The following is a 22,978-nucleotide window of genomic DNA, read 5'->3' on the forward strand; positions in this document are numbered from 1 at the left end:
ATCATGCAAACTGCTATCTTGCCGCTGCCTGCACGGTCGCGCTCTCCCTTGTCGCGCCTGAACTGGCCGCGCGGCGTGGTCGTGGCGATCACCCTGGTCGCCATTTTCCTGCCGCTGTTCCTGATTTTTTACCAGAGCTTTTTGAACGCGCCCTTTTTCATGCCGGTGCGCGAATTCGGCTTTGATTCCTACCGTTTCATCTTCGATGATCCCGACTTTTCGATGGCCTTCAAGAATGGCCTGATGCTGGCCTTCGGCCTGACCGTCATCGCCGTGCCGCTGGGCGGCATGCTGGCCTTCCTGATGGTGCGCACGGATTTGCCGGGCCGCGGCTGGGTGGCGCCCATGCTGCTGGTGCCGATCTTTGTCTCGCCGATGGTGATGGGCTTTGGCTACGTCGTGTCGATGGGGCCCGTGGGCTTCTATTCGATCTGGGCCAAGGAGCTGCTCGGCTTCGTGCCCTGGAATATTTATTCTTTCACCAGCATCGTCATCATCGCCGGCCTGACGCACGTGCCGCACGTCTACCTGTATGCGTCGTCGGCCCTGAAAAGCCTGGGCTCGGACGTGGAAGAAGCGGCCCGCGTGGCTGGCGCCTCGCCGATCCAGGTGATGCTCAATGTGTCGCTGCCGATGATCATGCCGGCGCTGGCGTATGCGGGCGTGCTGGTGTTCTTCCTCGGCTTCGAAGTGTTCGGCCTGGTGCTGGTGCTCGGTGATCCGGAAGGCCACCTGGTGCTGCCGACCTATCTGTACAAGCTGACGAACAAGCTCGGTACGCCGTCGTACCATCTGATGGCCGCCGTCGCCGTCTGCCTGGTGATGGTGACGATGCCGCTGGTGATGATACAGCGCTGGCTGCTGAAATCGGCCAACAAATACGTGTCGATCAAGGGCAAGGGCGCGCGCAGCAAGGCCATGCCGCTGGGCCGCTGGAAGTGGCTCGCGTTTGCCTTGCTGGCAGGCTGGCTGATCTTCACCATCATCCTGCCATTGACGGGCATCGTGCTGCGCTCTTTCGTGCAGTACTGGGGCGAGGGCGTGCACCTGGCCGATGTATTGACCTTGCAGCATTTCCGCGATATTTTCGACCAGCCATCGCTGGTGCGCGGCATCGTCAACACCATCCTGATCGGCGTCGTCGGCGGCGCGCTGGCCGTGGGCTGCTACAGCTTCATCGCGCTGGCCATGCACCGCAAGCAGGACGGCATCACGCGTCTGCTCGACTACAGCGTGCTGGTGCCGCGCGCCGTGCCGGGCCTCCTGGCCGGCCTGTCGTTCCTGTGGGTATTCCTGTTCGTGCCGGCCTGGCTCGACGGCATATTGAAGGGTATGGACAACGGCGTGGCCCTGTGGCTGAGTGGTCATGTGATCCCCGTGCTGCGCGAAGTGCGCTCGACGATCTTCGCCCTGTGGCTCGCGTATTCGGTGGTGTGGATGGCCTACGGCATGCGACTCATTTCGACAGCGCTGCTGCAGGTGGGGCCGGAACTGGAAGAGGCGGCGCGCGCCGTCGGCGCCAACCGCGGCCAGGTGACGCGCGACGTGACCCTGCCGCTGATCAAATACGGTTTGCTGGGCGCCTGGCTGATGGTGTTCCTGATCTTCGAGCGCGAATATTCGACGGGCGTGTACCTGCTCTCGCCGGGCACGGAAGTGATCGGTGCCATGCTGGTGTCGCTGTGGGCGGGAGGCTCGACCGACCTGGTGGCGGCGCTGTCCTTCATCAATATCACCCTGGTGGCCATCGGCCTGGGCATCGCGCTGCGCTTCGGCGTGAAGTTGCATAACTAAATACAAAGACTGAGACCACATCATGAATGAATTGACTGTCAATGAGCTGTACCTGGACTACGGCACCGGCGCCTCCGCCAACCAGATCCTGAAGGGTGTCTCGATGCACCTGAAAAAAGGTGAAGTGGTCGCCTTGCTGGGGCCTTCGGGCAGCGGCAAGACCACCTTGCTGCGTGCCGTGGCCGGGCTGGAAAGCCCGAAGGCGGGCACCATCCAGATCGGCGAGCGCAATGTCTACGATGGCGCGAAACACTTCGAGATGCCGGCCGAGCATCGCAACCTGGGACTGGTGTTCCAGTCGTACGCGCTGTGGCCGCACAAGACCGTGTTCGACAACGTCGCCTACGGCCTCAAATTGCGCAAGATGGGCAGCACGGAGATCGCCGCGCGCATCAAGGAAGTGCTGACGCAACTGGGCCTGGGCCACCTGGGCGAGCGCTATCCGCACCAGCTGTCCGGCGGCCAGCAGCAGCGCGTGGCGATCGCCCGCGCGCTGGTGTACAACCCGCCCGTGATCCTGCTCGACGAACCGCTGTCGAACCTGGACGCCAAGCTGCGCGAGGAAGCGCGCGCCTTCCTGCGCGAACTGATCGTGCGCCTGGGCCTGTCGGCCCTGATGGTGACGCATGACCAGGGCGAGGCGATGGCCATTTCCGACCGCATCCTGCTGCTGAATAACGGCAAGATCGAGCAGCAGGGCACGCCGCAAAGCATGTATGAAACGCCGGACACCCTGTTCACGGCCGAATTCATGGGCAGTAACAACCGCCTGCCCGGCAAGGTGGTGCAGCGCGAAGGCAATCAGGTGCGCCTGCTGGTCGATGGCGCGTCCATGCAGGGCGTGGCGCGCGGCGCCAACGTGGGCACGGAAGTCACCACCATGATCCGCGTCGAGGAAGTGAAGATCAGCGCCACGCAGGTCGACAACGCCATCGAGCTGCCGCTGCTGACCTGCATGTACCTGGGCGACCGCTGGGAATGCCTGTTCGAACGCGGCGGCGCCGAGAACATCAGCCTGCGCGCGTATTCGCGCCACAAGCTGGAAGCGGGCAAGTACTGGCTGCACATGCCGGCCGATAAGCTCTGGGTGTTTTAACGGTGACGAGGTGGCCACGCTGGCGCACAGTATATTGCCCTTCCTGTGCGGCACTGGTCACCGGATTGGCGGGCCACCATCTGTTGCGCCGGCCCGAATTGATGATGCGCACGGACCCTCTGTTCGTCGTCATCGCCCTGGGTACATGCTTCGGTCCCGCCTTCCTGGATACTGCTCCTCGCTACATGGCCGGCGCGGCGCGGTGCAGCTTCTTGATGCTGCTGGTCGCTGCCTTCGGGCTGGGCTTGTCGCACTGGCTTGGCATCCATCCCTGCACGGCCATCCTGACCTTCTCGCCCGGCGGTATTGCCAAGATGTCGCTGACGGCCAAGACCCTGCATATGGGCGCGCCCATCGTCACGGCGCTTCATGTTTTTTCATGCTGATATGCAAAGCCGCCAGAGTTGAATCGGCCGGCTGGAACTGGCATAAAGCAAATGCTCTGTATCGTCGTTGCTGCGCACCCGCTTTAAGCCATGCGTGGGTAATATGTGGCTGCCCGTTTTTCCAGGGCATTCCATCCTGGCGGTGCACTGGCCAGCCATGCCCGGCGACCGTATTTTCCGCACCGTTGCGCCATGTTGAGTGTGTTATCTAAAAACAACGCTCCAGTGTGTGGTATGCGCACCTTGTTTTGATCATGGATAAAAACACACCCGTTCTGAGAATGCCGGCGGTTTGCCGGAGAATGCTTATTCTCCCATTGAAAATATAGATGTGAGTGTTGCAAATAGTAACTAAAGGGAGCTCAAACTTTAAAAGATGAATTTTGTATTTGCATTTAAAAAGTTGCTCCACAGCCATTTATTTTAGTTATTTTTACTTCCTTCGTTTATAATTTGAAAAGAACGCCGGCGAGGCTTTTTGCGCAGTTTTGACGTGAGTTCGCCTTTTTTTGAGCTCAGGGATATGCATATGCGCACCGACGGTGTCCGTTTTTCAATTGTCAGACATGCCGCATGGGCGCCAGGCCTGGAAACGCCGCAGCAATGGCGCACGTGGGCGCAAAGCACCTTGCCCGTCGCACCGATTGCTGCTGGCGAGCCGGGCGTGCGCGCGATGACGCCGATGCTGCGCCGCCGCGCCGGTCAGCTGGGCAAGATGGCGCTCGAAGTGGCGTACGCCTGCCTCGGCGAACAGCGTGATATTCCGCTCGTCTTTTGTTCCCGCCATGGCGAGGTGGCGCGCGCCGTCGAACTGTTGTCTGCGCTGGCCCAGGGCGAACCCCTGTCGCCAACGGCATTCGGCATGGCCGTACACAATGCCAGCGCAGGCCTGTTTTCCATCGCTCGCGCCGATACGGCGAATCAGCTGGCCATCGCTGCCGGTGCGGCCAGCCTCGAAGCCGCGGTGATCGAGGCGTGCGGCTTGCTGGCCGATGGCGCGGAGCAGGTATTGCTGGTGCTGGCGGAGTGTCCCTTGCCAGCGCCATTCGAGGTTTTTGAAGACTGCCATGAGCAGTCGCATGCGTTTGCCTGGCTGCTGCAGGCCGAGGCTACCCCTGGCACCGCTTTCAGCCTGACGTGGCGCGCCCGCGGCAGTGATGACGCGGTGGCGGTGGCCGCCGGCGCCATGCCGGGCAGCCTGGCCGTGTTGCGATTCATGCTCGGCGAGGCCCGCACGTTCGAGCATGCGGCCAACCGCCAGGCATGGTGCTGGAGCCGCCATGCATAGGCTGAAGGCTGTCCGCACTGGCCTATCGATAGGCTGGCGTACCATCGCGACCGCGCTCAGTTTTGCCGCCTTCGGCCTCGGTGGTTTGCTGCTGCGCGTGCTGGTGTTTCCCGTGCTGCAGATGCTGATGTGGCGGCGCGAGACGCGCATTGCCTGCGCGCGCACCATCATCCGCTGGAGTTTTCGCTTGTACATCGGTCTGATGCATTTTCTCGGCGTGCTGCGCTACGACTTGCGCGGTCTCGACAAGCTGGAACGCGGCGGCTTGCTGATCCTGGCCAATCATCCGACCCTGATCGACACGATTTTCCTGATGGCGTATGTCAAGCAGGCCGATTGCATCGTCAAGTCCGATTTGTGGAATAACCCGTTTACGGGCGGTCCCGTGCGCGCGGCAGGCTATATCAATAACACGGGCGGCGCCGAACTGGTGGACGCCTGCCTGGCATCGCTGGAGCGCGGCAATAACCTGATCATTTTCCCGGAAGGCACGCGTACGCCATGCAGTGGCGAGGTTGTGCTGAAGCGGGGCGCAGCGAATATCGCCGTGCGCGGCCGCCGCGACGTGACGCCCGTGCTGATACGTTGCCTGCCCAGGACCCTGGGCAAGGGCGAAGCATGGTGGCGCGTGCCGGCCCGCCGTGCGCATTTCGAGATCGCCGTGCAGGACGACCTGGCGATCGGCGAGTTTACCGGCGGTGGCGCCAGCGACGTGATGGCGGCGCGTACCTTGACCACTCATTTGCAACATTACTTTAGCGGGAAACAGGAACAACATGCTTGAACAAGAAGTGAAGGAACTGATCATCGAGGCGCTGCAACTGGAAGACGTGAGCGCTGCCGATATCGATACGGATGCGCCCCTGTTTGTCGAGGGCCTGGGCCTCGATTCGATCGATGCGCTGGAACTGGGCGTCGCCCTGCAAAAAAAATACGGCATTTCCCTGTCGGCCGATTCGGCCGATACGCGCCGCCACTTTGCCTCGGTACGGGCGCTGGCGGCCATGGTTGACACTCACAGAAAGAAGTAAGGAGCAGCAAAATGGTAGATATGAGCGCAATGAGCCGCGATGAATTGTACGCATGGGTGGTGCAGCTGCTGGCCGAAATGTTCGAGCTCGATCCGACGGCGCTGACGCCGCAATCGAATCTGTACGCCGAACTCGATATCGACAGCATCGATGCGGTCGACCTGGCGGTCAAGCTGAAGCAGCTGACGGGCAAGCGCCTGCAGCCGGAAGTGTTCAAGACCATCCGCACGATCGACGATGTGGTCGAGGCGCTGCGCGCGATGTCGGTGTCGGAACAGGCGGCATAACGCGTGCTGCTCAATGCCGTCGCGTTGCTGCTGACCGTCCTGTATCCGTTGGTGATCTGGTTCGGTCAGGGCCAGGTCGAGCCGCGCTGGCTGGCGCTGCTGTTGCTGCTGGCTGTCGCCTGCCGCTTGCCCGCGCTGAAGCTGCAGCGCGCCGCGCGCTGGTCGGTGGCCGCCGCGCTGCTTCTGGCCGCCATCGCTCTGTGGAGCAACCTGCTGCTGCCGCTGAAACTGTATCCGGTACTGGTCAACGTCGTCTTGCTGGCCACCTTCGGCTACAGCTTGTGGGCACCGCCGTCGGTGGTGGAACGCCTGGCGCGCTTGCGCGAGAAGGATTTTCCGCCCGCCGCCGTGCGCTATACGCGCCGCGTGACGCAAGTCTGGTGCGGTTTTTTTCTCGTCAATGGCGCTGTCGCGCTCGGTACGGCATTGTGGGCCAGCGAAGCCGTCTGGTCGCTGTACACGGGCGTCATCGCCTATGTTCTGATGGCCCTGTTATTTGGCGGCGAGTATCTCGTCCGCCTGCGTTTTAAGCGTTTGCTCCATGCCTGAATCTTCCCTGCCGCAAGCCACTGTGCCTGACGCACATCCGCCGATTTCCCCGCTGGCGCGCCTTGCGCTGTTCGTGCATGGCCGCCCGCCGGCCATGCCCGTGGGCTGGCGCGATGGCGCGGTGCTCGATTGCGCGCACTTTGCGGCGCGCATGGCCGCCTGGGCCGGCTTGCTGGAAGGCCAGGCAGGCCGCCATTTCGCCCTGTACCTGGACGACAGCATCGAGTTTGGCGCCGCCTTGCTGGGCGCCTGGCAGGCGGGCAAGACCGTCTGGCTGACGGCCGATACGCTGCCGGCCAGCTGCGCTTCGCTGGCTGCGTCCGTCGATGGTTTCCTGGGGCAGTTCCCGGCAGCGCATGCGCCGCTGCCGCCGCCACCGGACAGTCTGGCCGAGCGTGCGTGGACGCAGCTCGCCGACGATTTCCCGGCGCTGGTGGTGTACACCTCGGGCAGTACGGGCACGGCGCAAGCCATCCCGAAAAAACTCTCGCAGCTGGCCAGCGAGGTGGCCACGCTGGAGCACCTGTTTGGCGAACACGCCGATGGCGCGGCCGTCGTCGCCACCGTCTCGCACCAGCATATCTACGGCTTGCTGTTCAAGGTCCTGTGGCCGCTGGCGGCCGGGCGTGCCGTGCATGCGCACAGCGTGGACTACCCGGAACAGCTGGCTGCCTTGCTGGCGCGCGGTCCGTGCGTGCTGGCCGCCAGCCCCGCGCACCTGAAACGCCTGCCGGAACACATCGACTGGTCCGGCGCGCGCGCGCAGCTGCGTGCCGTGTTTTCCTCGGGCGGGCCGCTGGCCCTGGACAGCGCGCTGGCTGCGGGGCATTTGCTGGGCCGCGTGCCGCGCGAAATCTATGGCAGCTCGGAGACCGGCGGCGTAGCCTGGCGCCAGCGCGTGCCGGAGCACCCTGACGACGAGAGCTGGCAGGGTTTTCCTGGCGTCGACTGGCGCCTGATGGCTGACGGCGCGCTGGAAGTGCGTTCGGCGCACCTGGCCGACGATGCCTGGCTATGTTTGGCCGACCGCGCGCGCGAAACGGCGTCAGGACGCTTCCAGCTGCTGGGACGCAGCGACCGCATTGTGAAGATCGAAGAAAAACGCATTTCCCTCAATGCCATCGAAGCGGCATTGCTGGCCACGCCGCTGGTGCTGGACGCGCGCGTGTTGCTGTGCGATGCGCCGGCCGGCGAGCGCCAGAAGGTGGCCGCCTTTGTCGTCTGCAGCGCCGCTGGCCGGGCGCTGCTCGATGCCGAAGGCAAGCTGGCCCTGAACCGTCAGCTACAAACGGCGCTGGACGGGCAGGTCGACGCCATTGCCATGCCGCGCCGCTGGCGCTACCTGGAACAATTGCCCATCAATGCGCAGGGCAAGACGACGCAGGCGCTGTTGCTGGCATTGCTCGAGAAACCCCGCTTGCCGCATGCGCGGCTGATCGAGCGTTCGGCCGATGGCGAAACGCCACGGTTGCTGTTCCAGCTGCGCGTGCCGGCGAATCTGTTCTATTTTGACGGCCATTTCACGGGTGCGCCCTTGCTGCCCGGCGTGGTGCAAGTGGAGTGGGCGCTGCACTTCGCGCGCCAGCACCTGGACCTGCCCGCGCGGTTCCGCGCCATGCATGCCCTGAAGTTCCAGCAGCCGGTGCTGCCGGACCGGCCGGTCCGGCTGGCGCTGGAATACGACGCGCTCAAGGCCAGCCTGCAATTTCGTTATCTGTCGGACGCCGGCCAGCATGCCAGCGGCCGCATCCTGTTTCACCCGAATGCCGCTGCCGTTCCCGATGGCGGCACCGATACACCCACTCCAGCAGCGAGCGCATGTTAGATAAAAAATTCTCACCCGAACGCCAGACCGCCTTTGCCGCCCGTTTCGAGGCGCAAAAAATCGCTTTCGGTCCCGTCGTCTTTCAATGCGTGCGCTATGCCTGGAAGCGCGGCATGCTGCAGGCATTGGCCGACACAGGCCACAGCGGCTTGAGCGTGGCCGAGATGGCCGCCAGCGGCCGCTGGACGGAATATGCGCTGAAGGTGGCGCTCGAATCGTGCCTGTCGGCCGGCGTCGTCTCGCTGCGTGACGGCGCGTATGTGCTCGATAAAGTCGGTTTTTGCATGCTGACCGACAGCATCACCCAGGTCAACCTGGACTTCATGCATGACGTTTGCTACCAGGGCTTGTTCGACCTGGACCGTTCGCTCGACGCCGAGCAGCCGCTGGGATTGGCCGCGCTGGGCGAATGGCCTACCCTGTACCAGGGCCTGTCTGCCCTGTCGGAGCCGGCCAAGGGCAGCTGGTTCGCCTTTGACCACCATTATTCGGATACATCGTTCCCCGAGATATTCCCGGACGTCTTCGCCACGGCGCCGCGCCGCATCATGGACATCGGCGCCAATACGGGCAAGTTCGCCAGCGCGGCGCTGGCCTACCATGCGGGCGTGGAACTGCACCTGGTCGATCTGGAGCGCCAACTGGCGGTGGCCGACCAGACTCTCACCGATGCCGGCGTGCGCGAGCGGGCGCATTTGCACGCCTGCGACCTGCTCGACGACGCGGCGCCCCTGCCGGCCGGCATGGACCTGATCTGGATGAGCCAATTTCTCAGCTGTTTCAGCGAGCCTGCCATCGCCAGCATCCTGCGCCGCGTGTCGCAGGCGCTAGGGCCGAACGGGCAAGTGCTGATCATGGATACCTTCTGGGACCGCCAGCAGTACGATATCGCCGCCTATTGCCTGATCAATACCTCGCCGTACTTCACGGCCATGGCCAGCGGTAACAGCAAGATTTACCAGAGCACCGACTATATCCGCCTGGCGCAAGCTGCCGGCCTGGAGTTGCTGACCACGCGCGACGGTATCGGCTATTGCCATTCGCTGCTGCGCTTTGGCCGCGCCGGAGCGCACAGTGACTGAAGTGCGTTTTCAACCGTGCATCGTGATTCCCGTGTTCAATCATGAACACGCAATCGGCGCCGTGGTGCAGCGCCTGCTGCCGCATGGCGTGCCGCTGATCCTTGTCGACGACGGCAGCTTTGACGTCGGCGCGCGCACCCTGGACGCGCTGGCCGCCGCGCATCCTTCGCGCGTGACCCTGCTGCGCCATGCGCAAAACCAGGGCAAGGGTGGGGCGGTGCTGACGGGCTGCCGCCACGCGCATGCGCACGGCTACAGCCATGCGCTGCAGATCGATGCCGACGGCCAGCATGAAACGGACGATGTGCCGCGCTTCCTGGCGCAGGCGCAAGCCATGCCGGCGGCCGTGGTGGTTGGCTACCCAGTGTACGATGCTTCGGTGCCCAGGGCGCGCTACTACGGCCGCTATGCGACGCACGTCTGGGTATGGATCAATACCCTGTCGCTGCAGATTCGCGACTCCATGTGCGGCTTTCGCGTCTATCCGCTGGCGTCTTTCATGGCATTGGCAGAGAAGTGCCAGCTGGGACAGCGCATGAATTTCGACACCGATGTGCTGGTGCGCCTGTACTGGGATGGTTTGTCGATGGCGAATCTGCCCACGCGCGTCGGTTACCCCAGCGACGGCATCTCGCATTTTGAGCTGTGGCGCGACAACGTGCTCATTTCGCGCATGCACGCGCGTCTGTTTTTCGGCATGCTGTGGCGCGCACCGCGCCTGCTGGCCCGCCACTGGCGCGCGCGATGACGGCGGCACCGCAGCCGTCGCGCGGACACTGGTCCGGCTTCAATGAAGTCAGCTTCGTGGCCGGCATGCGCCTGCTGTTCTGGATCTGCCGCGTCTTCGGCCGCTGGCCTTTTCGCATCGTGCTGTACCCGGTGCTGGCGTGGTACGTGCTGACCAAGCCGCGTGCGCGCCGCGTGTCGCGCAGCTACTTGCGCCGCGTCGCGGCCTGCGGCGGCCCGGCAAACCTGAGCGTGCTGCGGCACTTCGCCACGTTTGCCGAAACCATCCTCGACAAGATGCTGCTATGGGGCGGCCTGTACGACACGCGCAGCGTGAGCCTGCACGGCGTCGATGGCGACGATGGCGTCAACCGCTGCCTGGACGAGGGGCGCGGCGCCTTGCTGATCTGCGCCCACCTGGGCAACCTGGATTTGTGCCGCGTGCTCTCGCAGCGCAATGCGCGCCTGAAACTGACGGTGCTCGTGCACACGCGCCATGCGCAGGCGTTCAACCGCATGCTCGAGCGCCTCAATCCGGACAGCCAGCTCAATCTGATGCAGGTGACGGAAATCACGCCTGCCACGGCCATGCTGCTGGCGGAAAAGGTGGCGCAAGGCGAGTTCGTGGTGATCGCCGGCGACCGCGTTCCCGTCTCGCCGCAGCCGCGCGTGGCGGTGGCGCCGTTCCTGGGCCAGCCGGCCGCCTTTCCGATCGGCCCGTATGTGCTGGCCAGCGTGCTGCAATGCCCGGTGTATCTGCTGTTTTCCATGCGCATCGGCCAGCGCTCGGAAGTGCATTTCGAACTGTTCCGCGAGTCGCTGCACCTGCCGCGCAATGCACGCGAGGCGATGCTGGCCGAACTGGCGGCCGCCTATGCGGCGCGCCTGCAGTACCACTGCCTGCGCGCGCCGCTCGAATGGTTCAATTTCTACGACTTTTGGCAACTCCCCGATACTTCAAGACTGGATACTCCCGATGCAACTCGCTGACCTGAAAAACACCCGGCGCGCCGTCCGCTTCGACCGCGAGCGGCTGCGCATCGAAGACATTACCGACATCGCGCATGGCCGGGCCAGCGCCGAACTGTCCAGCGACCCCGTCTTTCTGGCGGCGATCGCGCGCGGCGCCGACTTTCTTGACCGCCTGCTGCGCGAGGATGGCACGATCTATGGCGTGACCACCGGGTACGGCGATTCGTGCACGGTGACCGTGCCGCCGGAACTGGTGGCCGAGCTGCCGCACCACTTGTACACCTATCACGGCTGCGGCCTGGGCGAATTCTTCACGCCAGCGCAGACGCGCGCCATCATGGCCACGCGCCTGGCGTCGCTCTCCAAGGGTTTTTCCGGCGTCAGCGTGGAACTGCTGGCGCAGATCGCGCGCTTGCTCGATGCTGGCCTGCTGCCGCTGATCCCGTCCGAAGGCTCGGTAGGCGCCAGTGGCGACCTGACGCCGCTGTCCTACCTGGCGGCCGTATTGTGTGGCGAGCGCGAAGTGTGGCGCGACGGCGTGCAGGTGCCGGCGCAGCAGGCGCTGCGCGAAGCGGGCATCACGCCGCTGCGCCTGCGTCCGAAGGAAGGCCTGGCGATCATGAACGGCACGGCCGTCATGACGGCGCTGGCCTGCCTCGCGTATGAGCGCGCCGAATACCTGACGCGCCTGACGACACGCATCACGGCCATGGCCTCGTTTGCGCTCGACGGCAACGCGCACCACTTCGATGAAACCCTGTTCTCCGTCAAACCCCATCCAGGCATGCAGCAAGTGGCGGCCTGGCTGCGCGCCGATCTGCCCACCGATTCCTGGGAGCGCAATGGCAAGCGCCTGCAGGACCGCTACTCGATCCGCTGTGCGCCGCACGTGATCGGCGTGCTGGCCGACGCCTTGCCATGGCTGCGTTCGTCGATCGAGAATGAACTCAATAGCGCCAACGACAACCCCATCATCGACGCCGAAGGCGAGCGCGTGCTGCATGGCGGCCATTTCTACGGCGGCCATATCGCCTTCGCCATGGACAGCATGAAGAATACGGTGGCCAACCTGGCCGACCTGCTGGACCGCCAGATGGCCTTGCTGGTCGACAGCCGCTACAACCAGGGCTTGCCGGCCAACCTGTCTGGTGCCACGGGGCCGCGCGCGGCCATCAACCACGGCCTGAAGGCGCTGCAGATCAGCGCCTCCGCCTGGACGGCCGAAGCACTGAAGCTGACCATGCCCGCCTCGGTGTTTTCACGCTCGACCGAATGCCACAACCAGGACAAGGTCAGCATGGGCACCATCGCCGCGCGCGACTGCCTGCGCGTGCTGGAGCTGTGCGAGCAGGTGGCCGCCGCCTTGCTGATCACGGTGCGCCAGGGCGTCTGGCTGCGCTGCAAGGTCAGTCCCGACGTGCCGCCGCAAGCGGCGCTGGCGGCGATGATGGCGGCGCTGGCGGCCGACATCGCGCCGGTTGAAGAAGATCGCCGCCTCGATCCGGAACTGCGCGTGCTGCTCGAACGCATGCGCACGCAAGCGTGGCCGTTGTACGGAGCCGGGAATGACTGAGACGCATAAGGTGCGCGGCAAAAAGGCCACGCCTAGCCGCTGGAACGCCGAAGTCGAGATGCAGGTGCAGTTCTTCGACCTGGACCCGATGGAGATCGTCTGGCACGGCCGCTACGTGAAATACCTGGAAGTGGTGCGCTGCGCGCTGCTCGACAGCATTGGCTACAACTACGTCGACATGAAGGCCTCCGGCTATGCCTGGCCCGTGATCGACATGCACTTGCGCTATGTGGCGCCAGCCACCTTTGGCCAGCGCCTGACCTTGCGCGCCGACCTGGTGGAATGGGAAGACCGTTTGAAGATCGACTACCTGGTCAGTGACAGCGCGACGGGCAAGCGCCTGAACCGCGCCAGCACGACGCAGGTGGCCGTCGACATCGCCAGCGGCGAGATGTGCTTTGCCTCGCCGCCGATACTGTTTGAAAAATTGGGATTGAAGACCGTATGAAAAAACAATTCAAAGTTTTGCTGGCATGCCTGTGCCTGATGGCGATGGCGCCGCTGCACGCGGCCGCGCCCGTGGCAAAGATCGAGGCCATGCTGGCCAAGCCGCAACAGTTGTGCGGCCGTTTCGACCAGAGCAAGCAGCTGGCGGGCATGAAGAAGGCGCTGGCCTCGAATGGCCGCTTTTGCGTGGTGGCCGGCAAAGGTGTGCTGTGGCGCACCTTGCAGCCGTTTCCGAATACCCTGCGCCTGACGCGCGACGAGATCGTGCATTTCCAGGGCGAGCGCGTGGCCATGCGCCTGGACGCGAAGACGGAACCGGTGGTCAAGATGATCAACAGCGTGTTGTTTTCGCTGCTGGCCGGCGACCTGGCGCAACTCGATACGCTGTTTGAAGTGGACGGCAGCATCGATGGCGGCACCTGGCAGGTGGCGCTGAAGGCGCGCCAGCCGGCGCTGGCCAAGGCCATCGGCAGCATCCGCCTCGATGGCGGCGCCTTCGTGAAAAACATCAGCATCAGCGAAGCGAGCGGCGACCGCACCAGCATCGTGTTTTCCGCGATTGAAACGGGACCGGCCGCCATCACGGCGCAAGAGGCGGCCCTGTTTTGACTTCCCTGACGAAGCGTGGCCGCAACGCCGGGCGCTTGCTGGCCATCGCCTGGGCGCTGGTGGTGGCGCTTCTGCTCGCGCATAACGCCTATCTGTGGCTGGGCAAGCGCATCGCGCCCGAAACCGACATTCTTGCCTTGCTGCCGGTGCAGGAGCGCGACCCCGTCTTGCAGGCATCATTTACACACATGGTCGACGCGGCGCAGCAGCGTCTGGTGGTGCTGGTCGGTGCGCCCGACTGGACCGAGGCCAAAAAAGCGGCCGACGCCTATAGCGCCGTGCTGGCGCGCCAACCGGACCTGTTCCAGTCCACGCCGCTCGACGAGCAGACGCAGAACGACTGGCTGGCCCTGTTCCAGCAGCACCGCTTGACCCTGCTGACGGCGCCGCAGGAAACGCAGCTGCGCCAGGAAACGCCCGCATTCTGGCGCGATTCGGCGTTGAGTCAGCTCTACAGTCCTTTCGGTGGGCCGAAACTGGGCGCCTGGCAGGACGATCCTTTCGGCCTGTTCAGCGGCTGGGTGCAGGAGCGGGCGCAGGAAACCCCCGTGCGTCCGCGCGACGGCCATTTGTTCGTCGCCGACGGCGAACGCCAGTATGTGCTGCTGCCGCTGACCTTGCGCCTGCCCGCCTTTTCGCTGGGCGCGCAGGAAAGCGCGCTGCCCGTGCTGGCGCAAGCCGAGGCGGCGGCGCGGCAGGCTGTGCCTGGCGTGGACATCATCAGCGCCGGCGTGATCCTGCATGCGGCTGCCGCCAGCAGCCAGGCGGCGGGCGAGATGTCGACCATCGGCCTGGGCTCCCTGGCCGGCATCATCCTGCTGACGTGGCTGACCTTCCGCTCGGTCAAGCCGATTGCGCTGATCCTGCTGTCGATCGGCATCGGCTGCCTCGGTTCCTTGTCCGTGTGCTGGCTGCTGTTCGGTAAAGTCCACCTGATGACCCTGGTGTTTGGCGCCAGTCTGATCGGCGTGGCGCAGGATTACGGCATTTATTTCCTGTGCAACCGCCTGGGCGCCGATCCCGCGCTCGACTCGCGCGCCTTGCTGCGCCGGCTGCTGCCGGGCCTGTGCCTGACCTTGCTGGCCGCCGTCATCGGCTACCTGGGCCTGGCCCTGACGCCATTCCCCGGCCTGCGCCACATGGCCGTGTTTTCCGCCCTGGGCCTGGTGTTTGCCTGGCTGACCGTGGTGTTCTGGTTCCCTGCGCTGATACGCGGCGGCACCCTGAAAAGCGGCGTCCTGGTCGCGCGCTACGGCGCGGCGCGCGCGTGCTGGCCGCTGTTGCGCGCCAACCGCGCCACCCTGGCTGGCGGCGTGCTGTTCGCCGTGTTTGCCGTCTTCGGCATCGGCCGCCTCGGTGTCAACGACGATATCCGCTTGCTGCAAACGCCGCCCGCGCACCTGATACGCGACCAGATCAAATTGAGCAAATTGCTCGATGGGCCCACGCCGGTGCAGTTCTACCTCGTGCGCGGCGACAGTGCGGAAGCCGTGCTGCAGCGCGAGGAAGCGTTGAAACAACGGCTGCTGCCGCTGATCGCGCAAAAGCACATCAGCGGCTATCAGGCCATGTCGAACTGGGTGCCGTCGTTGCAAACGCAGGCGGCGCGCCGGGCCTTGCTCGACACGGCCATCCTGCGGCCGGGCGCAGCGCTCGACTTGCTGGCGCAGTCCGTCGATGAAGGTCCCGAGTGGGCCGGCAAGGTACGCGCGCAGTTGGCGCAAGCCGGTGCGCCGCTGTCGATCGATGCCTTCTTGCAGGTGCCGGCCAGCGAGCCATGGCGCCACCTGTGGCTGGGCAAGGTCAAAGGCGGCTATGCCTCCATTGTCGCTCTGCGCGGCATGCAGTATGCGGCCATTCCTCTGCTGGCGCAGGCGGCCGACGGTTTGCCCGGGGTGCAGTGGGTCGACAAGGTGAGTGAAATTTCCTCGGTGCTGGGCCGCTACCGCGTCTACATGGGCGCCGTGGTGCTGGGTGCCTACGTGGTGGTCTTCGGTTTGCTGCTGCCCCGTTACCGGCGCCGCACCTGGCGCGTGCTGGCGCCGACTGCGCTGGCCAGCGTGGCGGCCCTGGCCTTGCTCGGTTATTTGAACCTGCCGCTGCAGTTGTTCCACGTGCTGGCGCTGATGCTGCTGCTGGGCGTGGGCGTCGATTACGGCATCTTCATGCAGGAGCATCCTGATCGCCGCAACAATACGCCGTGGCTGGCCGTGGGCTTGTCGGCGGCGAATACCATTCTGTCTTTCGGCTTGCTGGCCTTGAGCAAGACGGCGGCCTTGCAGGCATTCGGCCTGACCATGCTGATCGGTACGGCGCTGGTCTGGCTGCTGTCGCCATGCTTTGCCGAGGCAGACAACCGTAGCGCGGCCGATGCCGCAGGAGAAATCTGATGTTTTTGCACTGTCAACGATGGGTGCCGGCACTGCTGCTGGCACTGGCCGGCTGCGCCAGCACGCCTCCTTCGGCACCGGCGCGCCTGGGCCTGAAACTGGCGCCGGCCGCACTGGGCGCCACGGTCAGCTTGCAGCAGCATCTGGTTGTCGAACGGGCAGGGCGCATCGACGAACTCGATGCGGCGCTGGAAGTGGAGCCGTCGCACCTGGACCTGGTGGGCCTGGCGTTCGGCCAGCGCGTGCTGTCGCTGCATTACGACGGCAAGGAGATGACGTCGTGGCGCCACCTGATGCTGCCGGCACAGGTGCGCGCGGAAGACGTGCTGGAAGACATGCAGCTGACCTTGTGGCCGCGCGAGGCGATCGCCGAGGTCTTGCCGACCGGCTGGCGCATCGAGGACAGCGGCCTGCGCCGCACCCTGTTCCTGCATGACGAGGCGGTGACGGTGATCGACTACAGCGCCATGCCGCGCTGGAGCGGCACGGTGGTGCTCGACAACCTGCGCTACCGCTATCGCCTGACGATACAGAACGCCCCGGAAGGAAGTTGAATGACTGGCTTGACCGTGTATTTGAATGACTGCGGTATCGTCTGCGCGCTGGGGGCCAGCCGCGACGAGGTGCGCGCGCGCCTGTTTGCCGCGCACAGCGGCGTGCTGGCCACCGACCGCCACACGCCGGGCCGCGTGCTGCCGCTGGGCGTGGTCGATGCGGCCCTGCCATCGGTGGCACAGCACGGCATCGCCGCGCGCAGCCGCAACAACCAGATGGCGCTGGCGGCGCTGGCGCAGATCCGCCCCGCCGTGGAACATGCCGTCGTCCGCTACGGCGCGGACCGCGTGGCCGTGGTGATCGGCACCAGCACCTCGGGCATCGGCGAGACGGAAGACGCCATCGGCCAGCATGTGGCGGGCGACGGCTTGCCGGAAGCCTTCCACTATGGCCAGCAGGAGATGGCGTCGCCGGCTCTGATGCTGGCCGAGGAACTGGGCATCGACGGCCCGGCCCTCGTGCATTCGAGCGCCTGTTCGTCGAGTGCCAAGGCGATGGCCAGCGCGGCGCGCCTGATCCGCATGGGCCTGTGCGACGCCGTGCTGACGGGGGGCGTCGATACCCTGTGCGGCTTTACCGTGGCCGGTTTTTCCGCGCTTGCATCCGTCAGCGCGCGGCGCTGCAATCCGCTCGGCGCGAACCGCGACGGTATCAATATCGGCGAAGGTGCGGCCCTGTTCCTGATGACGGCGGAACCGGCCAGCGTGGCCTTGCGCGGATGGGGCGAATCGTCCGACGGCCACCATATGTCGGCGCCCGATCCCGCAGGCGGCGGGGCGCGCCTGGCCATCGGCCAGGCCCTGGCGCGCGCGGGCATCACGGCGGCGCAAGTCGACTATGTGAACCTGCACGGCACGGCCACGCCGCAGAACGATGCGATGGAAGCGCGCGTGGTGTCCGACCTGTTCGGCGCCACGGCGATGGTCAGCTCCACCAAGCCGCTGACGGGCCATGCACTGGGCGCGGCCGCCGCCATCGAGGCGGCCCTGTGCTGGCTGGCGATGCAGGACGATAACGCCGAGGGCTTGCTGCCGCCGCACCTGTGGGATGGCGTGCCCGATGATTCCCTGCCGCCGCTGCGCCTGGCTTTGCCTGGCGCGCGCCTGGGGCGTCCGCTCGACTGGGCGCTGAGCAACTCGTTTGCCTTCGGCGGATCGAACGCCGCTCTGCTGTTCGGGAGGGGAGCATGAGTTTTCCGCCTATCCGTGAGCTGGTGCCCCATTCCGGCGCCATGGTCCTGCTCGACCGGGTGCTGTCGGCCGATGTGGAAAACCTGTGCGCCGAAGTCACCATCCATGCCGGCAGCGTGTTGTATGACGCGCCGTCGGCAGGGGTGGGTAGCTGGGTCGGCATCGAATACATGGCGCAGGCGATCGCCGCGCATGCAGGCTACCGCGCCCGCTTGGCCGGTGCGCCCGTGAAGATCGGTTTTTTATTGGGGGCGCGGCGCTACGAAGCGCAGCTGCCCCTGTTCGTCGATGGCAGCGTGCTGCAGGTGCATGTGCAGCAAGCCTTGCAGGGCGAGAATGGACTGGGCGCGTTCGAGTGCCGTATCGAGATGGCGGGCGCCGTGCTGGCGCAAGCGACGATCACGGTATTTCAGCCCGAAGATGCAAAGCAATTTCTGCAGGAGAGTATGAATGGAGCGCAGCATGAGTAAAAGTGTATTGGTGACGGGATCGTCGCGCGGCATCGGCAAGGCGATAGCCTTGCGCCTTGCGCGCGATGGCTTTGACGTGGTACTGCATTGCCGCAGCGCGCGCGCCGAAGCCGACGCGGTGGCGCAGCAGGTGCGGGCGCTGGGGCGCGCGGCGCGCGTGCTGCAGTTCGATATCGGCGACCGTGCCGCGGCAGTTTGCGCGCTGGAAGCGGACATCGCCGAACATGGCTGCTATTACGGCGTCGTGTGCAATGCCGGCGTGGCGCGCGACAATGCGTTTCCCGCCATGTCGGGCGAGGACTGGGACATCGTCTTGCAAACCAACCTCGATGGTTTCTACAATGTGCTGAACCCGCTGGTGATGCCGATGGTACAGCGCCGCAAACCGGGGCGCATCGTCACCATGGCATCCGTCTCGGGCCTGATCGGCAACCGCGGGCAAGTCAATTACAGCGCGGCCAAGGCAGGCATCATCGGTGCGACCAAGGCGCTGGCGCTGGAACTGGCCAAGCGCGCCATCACCGTGAACTGCGTGGCGCCGGGCCTGATCGAGACGGACATGATCAGCGAGGTTCCACTCGACGAAGCGCTGAAGATGATCCCCGCGCGCCGGGTCGGCACGCCGGAAGAGGTGGCCGCCGCCGTGAGTTTCCTCGTTGGCGAGGAGGCGGGCTACATCACGCGCCAGGTCATTTCTGTCAACGGAGGCATGGCATGAGCCGCCGGGTAGTCGTGACCGGCATGGCCGGCATCAGCCCGATCGGCAACGACTGGCCGGCCATCCGCCAGCGCCTGGGCGAGTACCGCAACGCCATCGTGCGCATGGAGGAATGGGCCGATTATGAAGGCTTGAATACGCAGCTGGGCGCGCCGGCCGCGCCGTTCGCGCTGACAGACCGCTATAACCGCAAGGCGGTGCGCAGCATGGGGCGCATCGCCTTGATGGCCACGCGCGCCAGCGAACTGGCGCTCGAACACGCGGGACTGGCCGGGCACCCCGTGGTGAAAAGCGGGCAGATGGGCATTTCCTTCGGCTCGTCGGCGGGTACGCCCAGCGCCATCGGCGACTTTGGCCGCATGATGGAAGAGCGCACCACCAAGGGCATCAACGCCACCACCTACATCAAGATGATGGCGCACACGGCGCCCGTGAACATCGGCGTGTTTTTCGGCGTCACAGGCCGCGTCATCACCACCTCGAGCGCCTGCACCTCGGGCAGCCAGGGCATCGGCTATGCCTACGAGGCGATCGCCGGCGGCAAGCAACTGGCGATGATCGCCGGTGGTGCCGAGGAACTGTGCGCCACCGAGGCGGCCGTCTTCGACACCCTGTTCGCCACCAGCACGCGCAATGACGCGGGTCACACGACGCCGCGCCCGTTCGACGCCAGCCGCGATGGCCTTGTCATCGGCGAAGGCGCCGGTTGCCTGATCCTGGAAGAATTCGAGCATGCGCAGGCGCGCGGCGCCGCCATCCACGCGGAACTGGTGGGCTTCGGCACCAACAGCGATGGCTGCCACGTGACCCAGCCGAACGCCGCCACCATGCGCCAGGCGATGCTGCTGGCGCTGGCCGACGCCGGCTTGCAGCCGTCCGATATCGGCTACATCAATGCGCATGGCACCGGGACGCAGCAGGGCGACATCGCCGAATCGCAAGCCACGTTCGAGGTGTTTGGCGACCGCACGCCTATCAGTTCGCTGAAAAGCTACATGGGCCACACCCTGGGTGCCTGCGGCGCGCTGGAAGCGTGGATCAGCATCGAAATGATGCGCGAAGGCTGGTTCGCCCCGACCATCAACTTGCAGCAGGTCGACGCGCAATGCGCGCCGCTCGACTACATCGCCGGCGAAGGCCGGGCCATCGAATGCGAGTATGTGATGTCGAATAATTTTGCCTTTGGCGGCATCAACACGTCGCTGATCTTCAAGCGTTACCGGCCGTGAAGTCAGCTTGTGCTGGCGCAAGTGGCAAGTGTGCTTCCGTTTGTACTATCTTTAACTTATCGAGGAAAGCAGCATGAAAAAAATGATGATCCTGGCGGCGCTGAGTGCGGCGCTGACGGTTGCCTTGCCGGCACAGGCGGGCGATACCAAACACATGATGCCGATCGCCAATGCGATGTCCGCCAACGATGCCCAGGCCCGCCTTGGCGATACCGTCAAATTCTACTTTGGCGACCAGGCAACGCCGCCGATTGCCACGCGCATCAGCAGCGACAAGACGAGCCAGAAAACCAATGGCGTCGGCAAGTCCGCAGAAACCTCGTGCAACTGGGCCTTCCTGTCGGCCATGCTGGCGCTGCAAAAGCGTGCCCAGTCGGTGGGCGCGGATGCCGTCGTCAATATCGTCAGCAATTACAAGAACATCGAAAATTCCAGCGCCACGCAATTCGAGTGCCATGAAGGCACGATGATGACGGGCGTGGCCTTGAAGGGTGAGTTCGTGAAGTTGAAGGCAAGTAAGTAGCAGTAGCAGGAAGCAGCAGGGAAGTCCACCCCATCGGTGACCGGCGCAATCAGATGTAGTGATCGCGTCCGGGAGCCACTCCAATAAAAAAGTAGAAAGAGAATATGCAAAAAGTATCGAAAACTGTCGTCCTGGCTGGCGCGTTGCTGGCATTGACCATGTTGCAAGGCTGCGCCACGCGCATCAAGGCATCGTCGACGGCCAATCCGCCGCCGAGCGAGGCTTTCTCGTCGTTTGGCCGCATTGAAGTCAAGTCAACAGTCTTTGCCGAGGGCTACAAGGGCAACCAGGCCGCCATGGCGAAAATCGACGAGAATATCCGCAAGGACCTGGCCGAATCGCTGACCAGCTGGAATGCCGCCCCGGCCAATGGCCGCGTGCTTATCATCGAGCCTATCGTCGAAGAAATCCAGTTCAAGAGCGGCGCCAAGCGCGTATTCCTGGGACCATTGGCCGGCAGCTCCGGCGTGCGCATGCGCGTCATGATCCGCGACAACAAGGGCGCCCTGGTCGCGACGCCAGAGTTCTTCCAGCGCGCCGACGCGATGGCGGCCGGATTCACGTTTGGCGTGCACGATAACCTGATGCTGACCCGCATCGCCAACCTGACCAGCGCTTACATCAAGGCCAACTATGTACGTGCCGAAGGCGGCCCGACTGGCGCCGATAGTAAAGCGGTCGAAGCAGCAATGACGAACTAAGAAGGGCGCGGCGCGCAAGCGCCTGCAGACCTGCTGAGATGGCAGCGACGGGCAACCGCGCTGCCATTTTTTTGCTGCATGCATGCTGGTCATTTGTGGCAGACTGCGCCTTTGCCTATCCAGACCTTGTCATGTCACCAGCCTTCCCCGGTAACGGCGCCAGCATCTGCCTGCTCGATTCCCGCAGCATTGATCTCGCGCAGCTGACTCAGTATGAAACATGGCTCGGGCCAGCGGAAACGGCCCGATACGCGCGCTTTGTGCGGCCATTGCGCCGGCGCCAGTTCCTGCTGGGGCGTGCCTTGCTGCGCGTAGCCATGGGGGAAATGCTGGAAGTGGCGCCGGAGTCCATTGCGCTGGAAGAGAGATCAGGTCAGGCGCCGCGGCTGCTGGCGCCCGCCGGTGGTCCCTATTTCAGTATCTCGCATAGCGGCCACTGGGTTGCCTGTGCGTTGAGCGGTACCACGCGGCTGGGGCTCGATATTGAGCTGCGTGACCCGCGGCGCGACGTGCTGGCACTGGCGCGCCAGGCGTTTGGCGCGGCCGTGGCGGCGGATCTGGAAAAGCTGCCACAGGAGGAGCGCCGGGAGGCGTTTTACCAGTGCTGGAGCGAGGCGGAGGCGCGCTACAAGCTGGGCATGGACGCGGGCGCTTGCGTGACCTTGGCGCATGCCGAGCTGTCCATCGTGCTGTGCAGCGCCGCGCCGCTGGCACACCCGCCCGCCTTGCTATTGTCCTGTCTGGCGCCAGACTAATTCCCCCGTACCACGATTTCCTGCACTTTCGGTTCGCGCTGGCGCATGAAGCGCACGATGGAGTCGACGGTGACGACGTCGATCTGGCGCGTCATGCGGCGCTCGAACGGGTGGTCGTCGAAGGCGATATTTGCGCGGAACATGCGCGCGCCCAGGCGCGTGGCGGCGGGTATGCTCAGCGTTTGCGGCGCGTAGCTGGCGCTGCGCAGCCAGCCTTGCGCTTCGGCGCGCGTTTCTATCTTGCCGGGCTCGTTGCTGGCGGCGGCCAGGGTTTCCAGCACCCACTGGTTCGAATTCTGGTACTTGGTGGAAAACGGGTAGGCCAGCATGTTGTAGTGCGCCTCATGCAGGCGCTTGGGCGTGTTCGACGTCAGCAGGCGCACCAGTTGCTGCTGCGTATCCTGACCCGGAATCAGGATCATGCTTTCATACATGAACACATCGTCCATGAAGAAATTGCCCAGGCCTTCGTTGTACAGCGACGATTGCGCCGTGCCGCACTCATTGAGTTCATGCACTACCAGCCAGCGGCCCTTCGGGTGGTCGCGCCAGGCCAGCGCCATGTGCGAATAGCGCAAATTGTACTTTGACAGGTCTTGCCCGGCGCGCGCCAGCAGCGCCACCTGCGCGCCCGAGCCATCGAGCGCTTGCAGTGTCTTTTGCGCCAGGTCCATCGATTTGACGAGGGTGGTCGCATCCGTTTGCTTTTCCTCGCACGAGCGTCCCGCATGGGCGGCGCCGGCCAGGGCCAGGCTGATGATCATGGCAGTCAGGCGTTTCAT

General features: G+C 64.6%; 25 protein-coding genes. 24 read left to right on the forward strand and 1 reads right to left on the reverse strand.

Annotation, left to right across the window (positions count from 1 at the left end):
• The first annotated feature begins 3 nt into the window (after positions 1 to 3).
• The 24 genes from SJI03_RS21300 (at position 4) to SJI03_RS21415 (ending at position 22,196) form a co-directional block, all read left to right on the forward strand.
• The gene (locus SJI03_RS21300; protein ID WP_099380400.1) at positions 4 to 1,794 is read left to right on the forward strand and encodes an ABC transporter permease; all 1,791 of its coding nucleotides are present in this window, start codon (positions 4 to 6) and stop codon (positions 1,792 to 1,794) included.
• A gap of 22 nt (positions 1,795 to 1,816) precedes the next feature.
• Positions 1,817 to 2,890: an ABC transporter ATP-binding protein gene (locus SJI03_RS21305; protein WP_322428474.1), complete on the forward strand. Its 1,074-nt coding sequence runs from the start codon at positions 1,817 to 1,819 to the stop codon at positions 2,888 to 2,890.
• A gap of 2 nt (positions 2,891 to 2,892) precedes the next feature.
• Positions 2,893 to 3,276: an AbrB family transcriptional regulator gene (locus tag SJI03_RS21310; protein ID WP_322428475.1), complete on the forward strand. Its 384-nt coding sequence runs from the start codon at positions 2,893 to 2,895 to the stop codon at positions 3,274 to 3,276.
• A gap of 529 nt (positions 3,277 to 3,805) precedes the next feature.
• Positions 3,806 to 4,564, forward strand: coding sequence for a beta-ketoacyl synthase chain length factor (locus SJI03_RS21315; RefSeq protein WP_322428476.1), 759 nt, complete (start codon positions 3,806 to 3,808; stop codon positions 4,562 to 4,564).
• Complete coding sequence (locus SJI03_RS21320; protein ID WP_322428477.1) at positions 4,557 to 5,348, forward strand: lysophospholipid acyltransferase family protein; 792 nt, start codon at positions 4,557 to 4,559, stop codon at positions 5,346 to 5,348. The genes SJI03_RS21315 and SJI03_RS21320 overlap by 8 nt, the downstream gene beginning before the upstream one ends.
• Positions 5,341 to 5,595 carry a phosphopantetheine-binding protein gene (locus tag SJI03_RS21325; protein WP_034750401.1) on the forward strand — a complete coding sequence of 85 codons (255 nt, stop codon included), beginning with the start codon at positions 5,341 to 5,343 and terminating at the stop codon, positions 5,593 to 5,595. Before SJI03_RS21320 ends, SJI03_RS21325 begins: the two co-directional genes overlap by 8 nt.
• Positions 5,596 to 5,615: 20 nt before the next feature.
• The gene (locus tag SJI03_RS21330) at positions 5,616 to 5,882 is read left to right on the forward strand and encodes an acyl carrier protein (RefSeq protein ID WP_416208777.1); all 267 of its coding nucleotides are present in this window, start codon (positions 5,616 to 5,618) and stop codon (positions 5,880 to 5,882) included.
• Positions 5,883 to 5,885: 3 nt separating this feature from the next.
• The gene (locus SJI03_RS21335; protein ID WP_322428479.1) at positions 5,886 to 6,431 is read left to right on the forward strand and encodes a hypothetical protein; all 546 of its coding nucleotides are present in this window, start codon (positions 5,886 to 5,888) and stop codon (positions 6,429 to 6,431) included.
• Positions 6,424 to 8,256, forward strand: a complete 1,833-nt coding sequence (locus SJI03_RS21340) for an AMP-binding protein (RefSeq protein WP_322428480.1) — start codon at positions 6,424 to 6,426, stop codon at positions 8,254 to 8,256. Before SJI03_RS21335 ends, SJI03_RS21340 begins: the two co-directional genes overlap by 8 nt.
• Positions 8,250 to 9,338, forward strand: a complete 1,089-nt coding sequence (locus SJI03_RS21345; protein ID WP_322428481.1) for a class I SAM-dependent methyltransferase — start codon at positions 8,250 to 8,252, stop codon at positions 9,336 to 9,338. The genes SJI03_RS21340 and SJI03_RS21345 overlap by 7 nt, the downstream gene beginning before the upstream one ends.
• Entirely contained in the window at positions 9,331 to 10,086 is a 756-nt protein-coding gene (locus SJI03_RS21350) for a glycosyltransferase family 2 protein (RefSeq protein ID WP_322428482.1), read from the forward strand. Before SJI03_RS21345 ends, SJI03_RS21350 begins: the two co-directional genes overlap by 8 nt.
• Positions 10,083 to 11,054: an acyltransferase gene (locus SJI03_RS21355; protein ID WP_322428483.1), complete on the forward strand. Its 972-nt coding sequence runs from the start codon at positions 10,083 to 10,085 to the stop codon at positions 11,052 to 11,054. Before SJI03_RS21350 ends, SJI03_RS21355 begins: the two co-directional genes overlap by 4 nt.
• Positions 11,041 to 12,609 (forward strand): aromatic amino acid ammonia-lyase, encoded by a 1,569-nt coding sequence (locus SJI03_RS21360; RefSeq protein ID WP_322428484.1) that lies wholly within the window; start codon positions 11,041 to 11,043, stop codon positions 12,607 to 12,609. The genes SJI03_RS21355 and SJI03_RS21360 overlap by 14 nt, the downstream gene beginning before the upstream one ends.
• Complete coding sequence (locus SJI03_RS21365; protein WP_322428485.1) at positions 12,602 to 13,057, forward strand: acyl-CoA thioesterase; 456 nt, start codon at positions 12,602 to 12,604, stop codon at positions 13,055 to 13,057. Before SJI03_RS21360 ends, SJI03_RS21365 begins: the two co-directional genes overlap by 8 nt.
• Positions 13,054 to 13,665 carry an outer membrane lipoprotein carrier protein LolA gene (locus SJI03_RS21370; RefSeq protein ID WP_322428486.1) on the forward strand — a complete coding sequence of 204 codons (612 nt, stop codon included), beginning with the start codon at positions 13,054 to 13,056 and terminating at the stop codon, positions 13,663 to 13,665. Before SJI03_RS21365 ends, SJI03_RS21370 begins: the two co-directional genes overlap by 4 nt.
• Positions 13,666 to 13,670: 5 nt before the next feature.
• Positions 13,671 to 16,055 (forward strand): MMPL family transporter, encoded by a 2,385-nt coding sequence (locus SJI03_RS21375; protein WP_322428511.1) that lies wholly within the window; start codon positions 13,671 to 13,673, stop codon positions 16,053 to 16,055.
• Positions 16,055 to 16,609, forward strand: a complete 555-nt coding sequence (locus SJI03_RS21380; RefSeq protein WP_322428487.1) for a DUF3261 domain-containing protein — start codon at positions 16,055 to 16,057, stop codon at positions 16,607 to 16,609. The genes SJI03_RS21375 and SJI03_RS21380 overlap by 1 nt, the downstream gene beginning before the upstream one ends.
• The gene (locus tag SJI03_RS21385; RefSeq protein WP_322428488.1) at positions 16,610 to 17,800 is read left to right on the forward strand and encodes a beta-ketoacyl-ACP synthase; all 1,191 of its coding nucleotides are present in this window, start codon (positions 16,610 to 16,612) and stop codon (positions 17,798 to 17,800) included.
• Positions 17,797 to 18,270: a hotdog family protein gene (locus SJI03_RS21390; RefSeq protein WP_322428490.1), complete on the forward strand. Its 474-nt coding sequence runs from the start codon at positions 17,797 to 17,799 to the stop codon at positions 18,268 to 18,270. Before SJI03_RS21385 ends, SJI03_RS21390 begins: the two co-directional genes overlap by 4 nt.
• On the forward strand, positions 18,263 to 18,988 hold the full coding sequence (gene fabG, locus SJI03_RS21395) for a 3-oxoacyl-ACP reductase FabG (RefSeq protein ID WP_322428491.1): 726 nt from the start codon (positions 18,263 to 18,265) through the stop codon (positions 18,986 to 18,988). The genes SJI03_RS21390 and fabG overlap by 8 nt, the downstream gene beginning before the upstream one ends.
• Positions 18,985 to 20,217: a beta-ketoacyl-ACP synthase gene (locus SJI03_RS21400; RefSeq protein WP_322428492.1), complete on the forward strand. Its 1,233-nt coding sequence runs from the start codon at positions 18,985 to 18,987 to the stop codon at positions 20,215 to 20,217. Before fabG ends, SJI03_RS21400 begins: the two co-directional genes overlap by 4 nt.
• Before the next feature lie 73 nt (positions 20,218 to 20,290).
• Positions 20,291 to 20,740, forward strand: coding sequence for an excinuclease ATPase subunit (locus SJI03_RS21405; RefSeq protein WP_322428493.1), 450 nt, complete (start codon positions 20,291 to 20,293; stop codon positions 20,738 to 20,740).
• A gap of 104 nt (positions 20,741 to 20,844) precedes the next feature.
• On the forward strand, positions 20,845 to 21,441 hold the full coding sequence (locus SJI03_RS21410; RefSeq protein WP_322428494.1) for a hypothetical protein: 597 nt from the start codon (positions 20,845 to 20,847) through the stop codon (positions 21,439 to 21,441).
• A gap of 131 nt (positions 21,442 to 21,572) precedes the next feature.
• Positions 21,573 to 22,196: a 4-phosphopantetheinyl transferase gene (locus SJI03_RS21415; RefSeq protein WP_322428495.1), complete on the forward strand. Its 624-nt coding sequence runs from the start codon at positions 21,573 to 21,575 to the stop codon at positions 22,194 to 22,196.
• Here the strand turns inward: SJI03_RS21415 and SJI03_RS21420 are convergent.
• Positions 22,193 to 22,978: a DUF2145 domain-containing protein gene (locus tag SJI03_RS21420; protein WP_322428496.1), complete on the reverse strand. Its 786-nt coding sequence runs from the start codon at positions 22,976 to 22,978 to the stop codon at positions 22,193 to 22,195. The two genes, SJI03_RS21415 and SJI03_RS21420, sit on opposite strands and share 4 nt — an antisense overlap.

It is taken from the genome of Janthinobacterium sp. GMG1, from assembly GCF_034427795.1.
In the GTDB taxonomy this organism is placed as follows: Bacteria; Pseudomonadota; Gammaproteobacteria; order Burkholderiales; family Burkholderiaceae_D; genus Janthinobacterium.

Excerpts from the sequence above, each read along its gene's own strand:
- SJI03_RS21300 (WP_099380400.1), top strand. The coding sequence starts at position 4 with ATGCAAACTGCTATCTTGCCGCTGCCTGCACGGTCGCGCTCTCCCTTG.
- SJI03_RS21305 (WP_322428474.1), top strand. The coding sequence starts at position 1,817 with ATGAATGAATTGACTGTCAATGAGCTGTACCTGGACTACGGCACCGGC.
- SJI03_RS21315 (WP_322428476.1), top strand. The coding sequence starts at position 3,806 with ATGCGCACCGACGGTGTCCGTTTTTCAATTGTCAGACATGCCGCATGG.
- SJI03_RS21320 (WP_322428477.1), top strand. The coding sequence starts at position 4,557 with ATGCATAGGCTGAAGGCTGTCCGCACTGGCCTATCGATAGGCTGGCGT.
- SJI03_RS21325 (WP_034750401.1), top strand. The coding sequence starts at position 5,341 with ATGCTTGAACAAGAAGTGAAGGAACTGATCATCGAGGCGCTGCAACTG.
- SJI03_RS21330 (WP_416208777.1), top strand. The coding sequence starts at position 5,616 with ATGAGCGCAATGAGCCGCGATGAATTGTACGCATGGGTGGTGCAGCTG.
- SJI03_RS21340 (WP_322428480.1), top strand. The coding sequence starts at position 6,424 with ATGCCTGAATCTTCCCTGCCGCAAGCCACTGTGCCTGACGCACATCCG.
- SJI03_RS21345 (WP_322428481.1), top strand. The coding sequence starts at position 8,250 with ATGTTAGATAAAAAATTCTCACCCGAACGCCAGACCGCCTTTGCCGCC.
- SJI03_RS21355 (WP_322428483.1), top strand. The coding sequence starts at position 10,083 with ATGACGGCGGCACCGCAGCCGTCGCGCGGACACTGGTCCGGCTTCAAT.
- SJI03_RS21360 (WP_322428484.1), top strand. The coding sequence starts at position 11,041 with ATGCAACTCGCTGACCTGAAAAACACCCGGCGCGCCGTCCGCTTCGAC.
- SJI03_RS21365 (WP_322428485.1), top strand. The coding sequence starts at position 12,602 with ATGACTGAGACGCATAAGGTGCGCGGCAAAAAGGCCACGCCTAGCCGC.
- SJI03_RS21370 (WP_322428486.1), top strand. The coding sequence starts at position 13,054 with ATGAAAAAACAATTCAAAGTTTTGCTGGCATGCCTGTGCCTGATGGCG.
- SJI03_RS21380 (WP_322428487.1), top strand. The coding sequence starts at position 16,055 with ATGTTTTTGCACTGTCAACGATGGGTGCCGGCACTGCTGCTGGCACTG.
- SJI03_RS21385 (WP_322428488.1), top strand. The coding sequence starts at position 16,610 with ATGACTGGCTTGACCGTGTATTTGAATGACTGCGGTATCGTCTGCGCG.
- SJI03_RS21390 (WP_322428490.1), top strand. The coding sequence starts at position 17,797 with ATGAGTTTTCCGCCTATCCGTGAGCTGGTGCCCCATTCCGGCGCCATG.
- fabG (WP_322428491.1), top strand. The coding sequence starts at position 18,263 with ATGAGTAAAAGTGTATTGGTGACGGGATCGTCGCGCGGCATCGGCAAG.
- SJI03_RS21400 (WP_322428492.1), top strand. The coding sequence starts at position 18,985 with ATGAGCCGCCGGGTAGTCGTGACCGGCATGGCCGGCATCAGCCCGATC.
- SJI03_RS21405 (WP_322428493.1), top strand. The coding sequence starts at position 20,291 with ATGAAAAAAATGATGATCCTGGCGGCGCTGAGTGCGGCGCTGACGGTT.
- SJI03_RS21410 (WP_322428494.1), top strand. The coding sequence starts at position 20,845 with ATGCAAAAAGTATCGAAAACTGTCGTCCTGGCTGGCGCGTTGCTGGCA.
- SJI03_RS21415 (WP_322428495.1), top strand. The coding sequence starts at position 21,573 with ATGTCACCAGCCTTCCCCGGTAACGGCGCCAGCATCTGCCTGCTCGAT.
- SJI03_RS21420 (WP_322428496.1), bottom strand. The coding sequence starts at position 22,978 with ATGAAACGCCTGACTGCCATGATCATCAGCCTGGCCCTGGCCGGCGCC.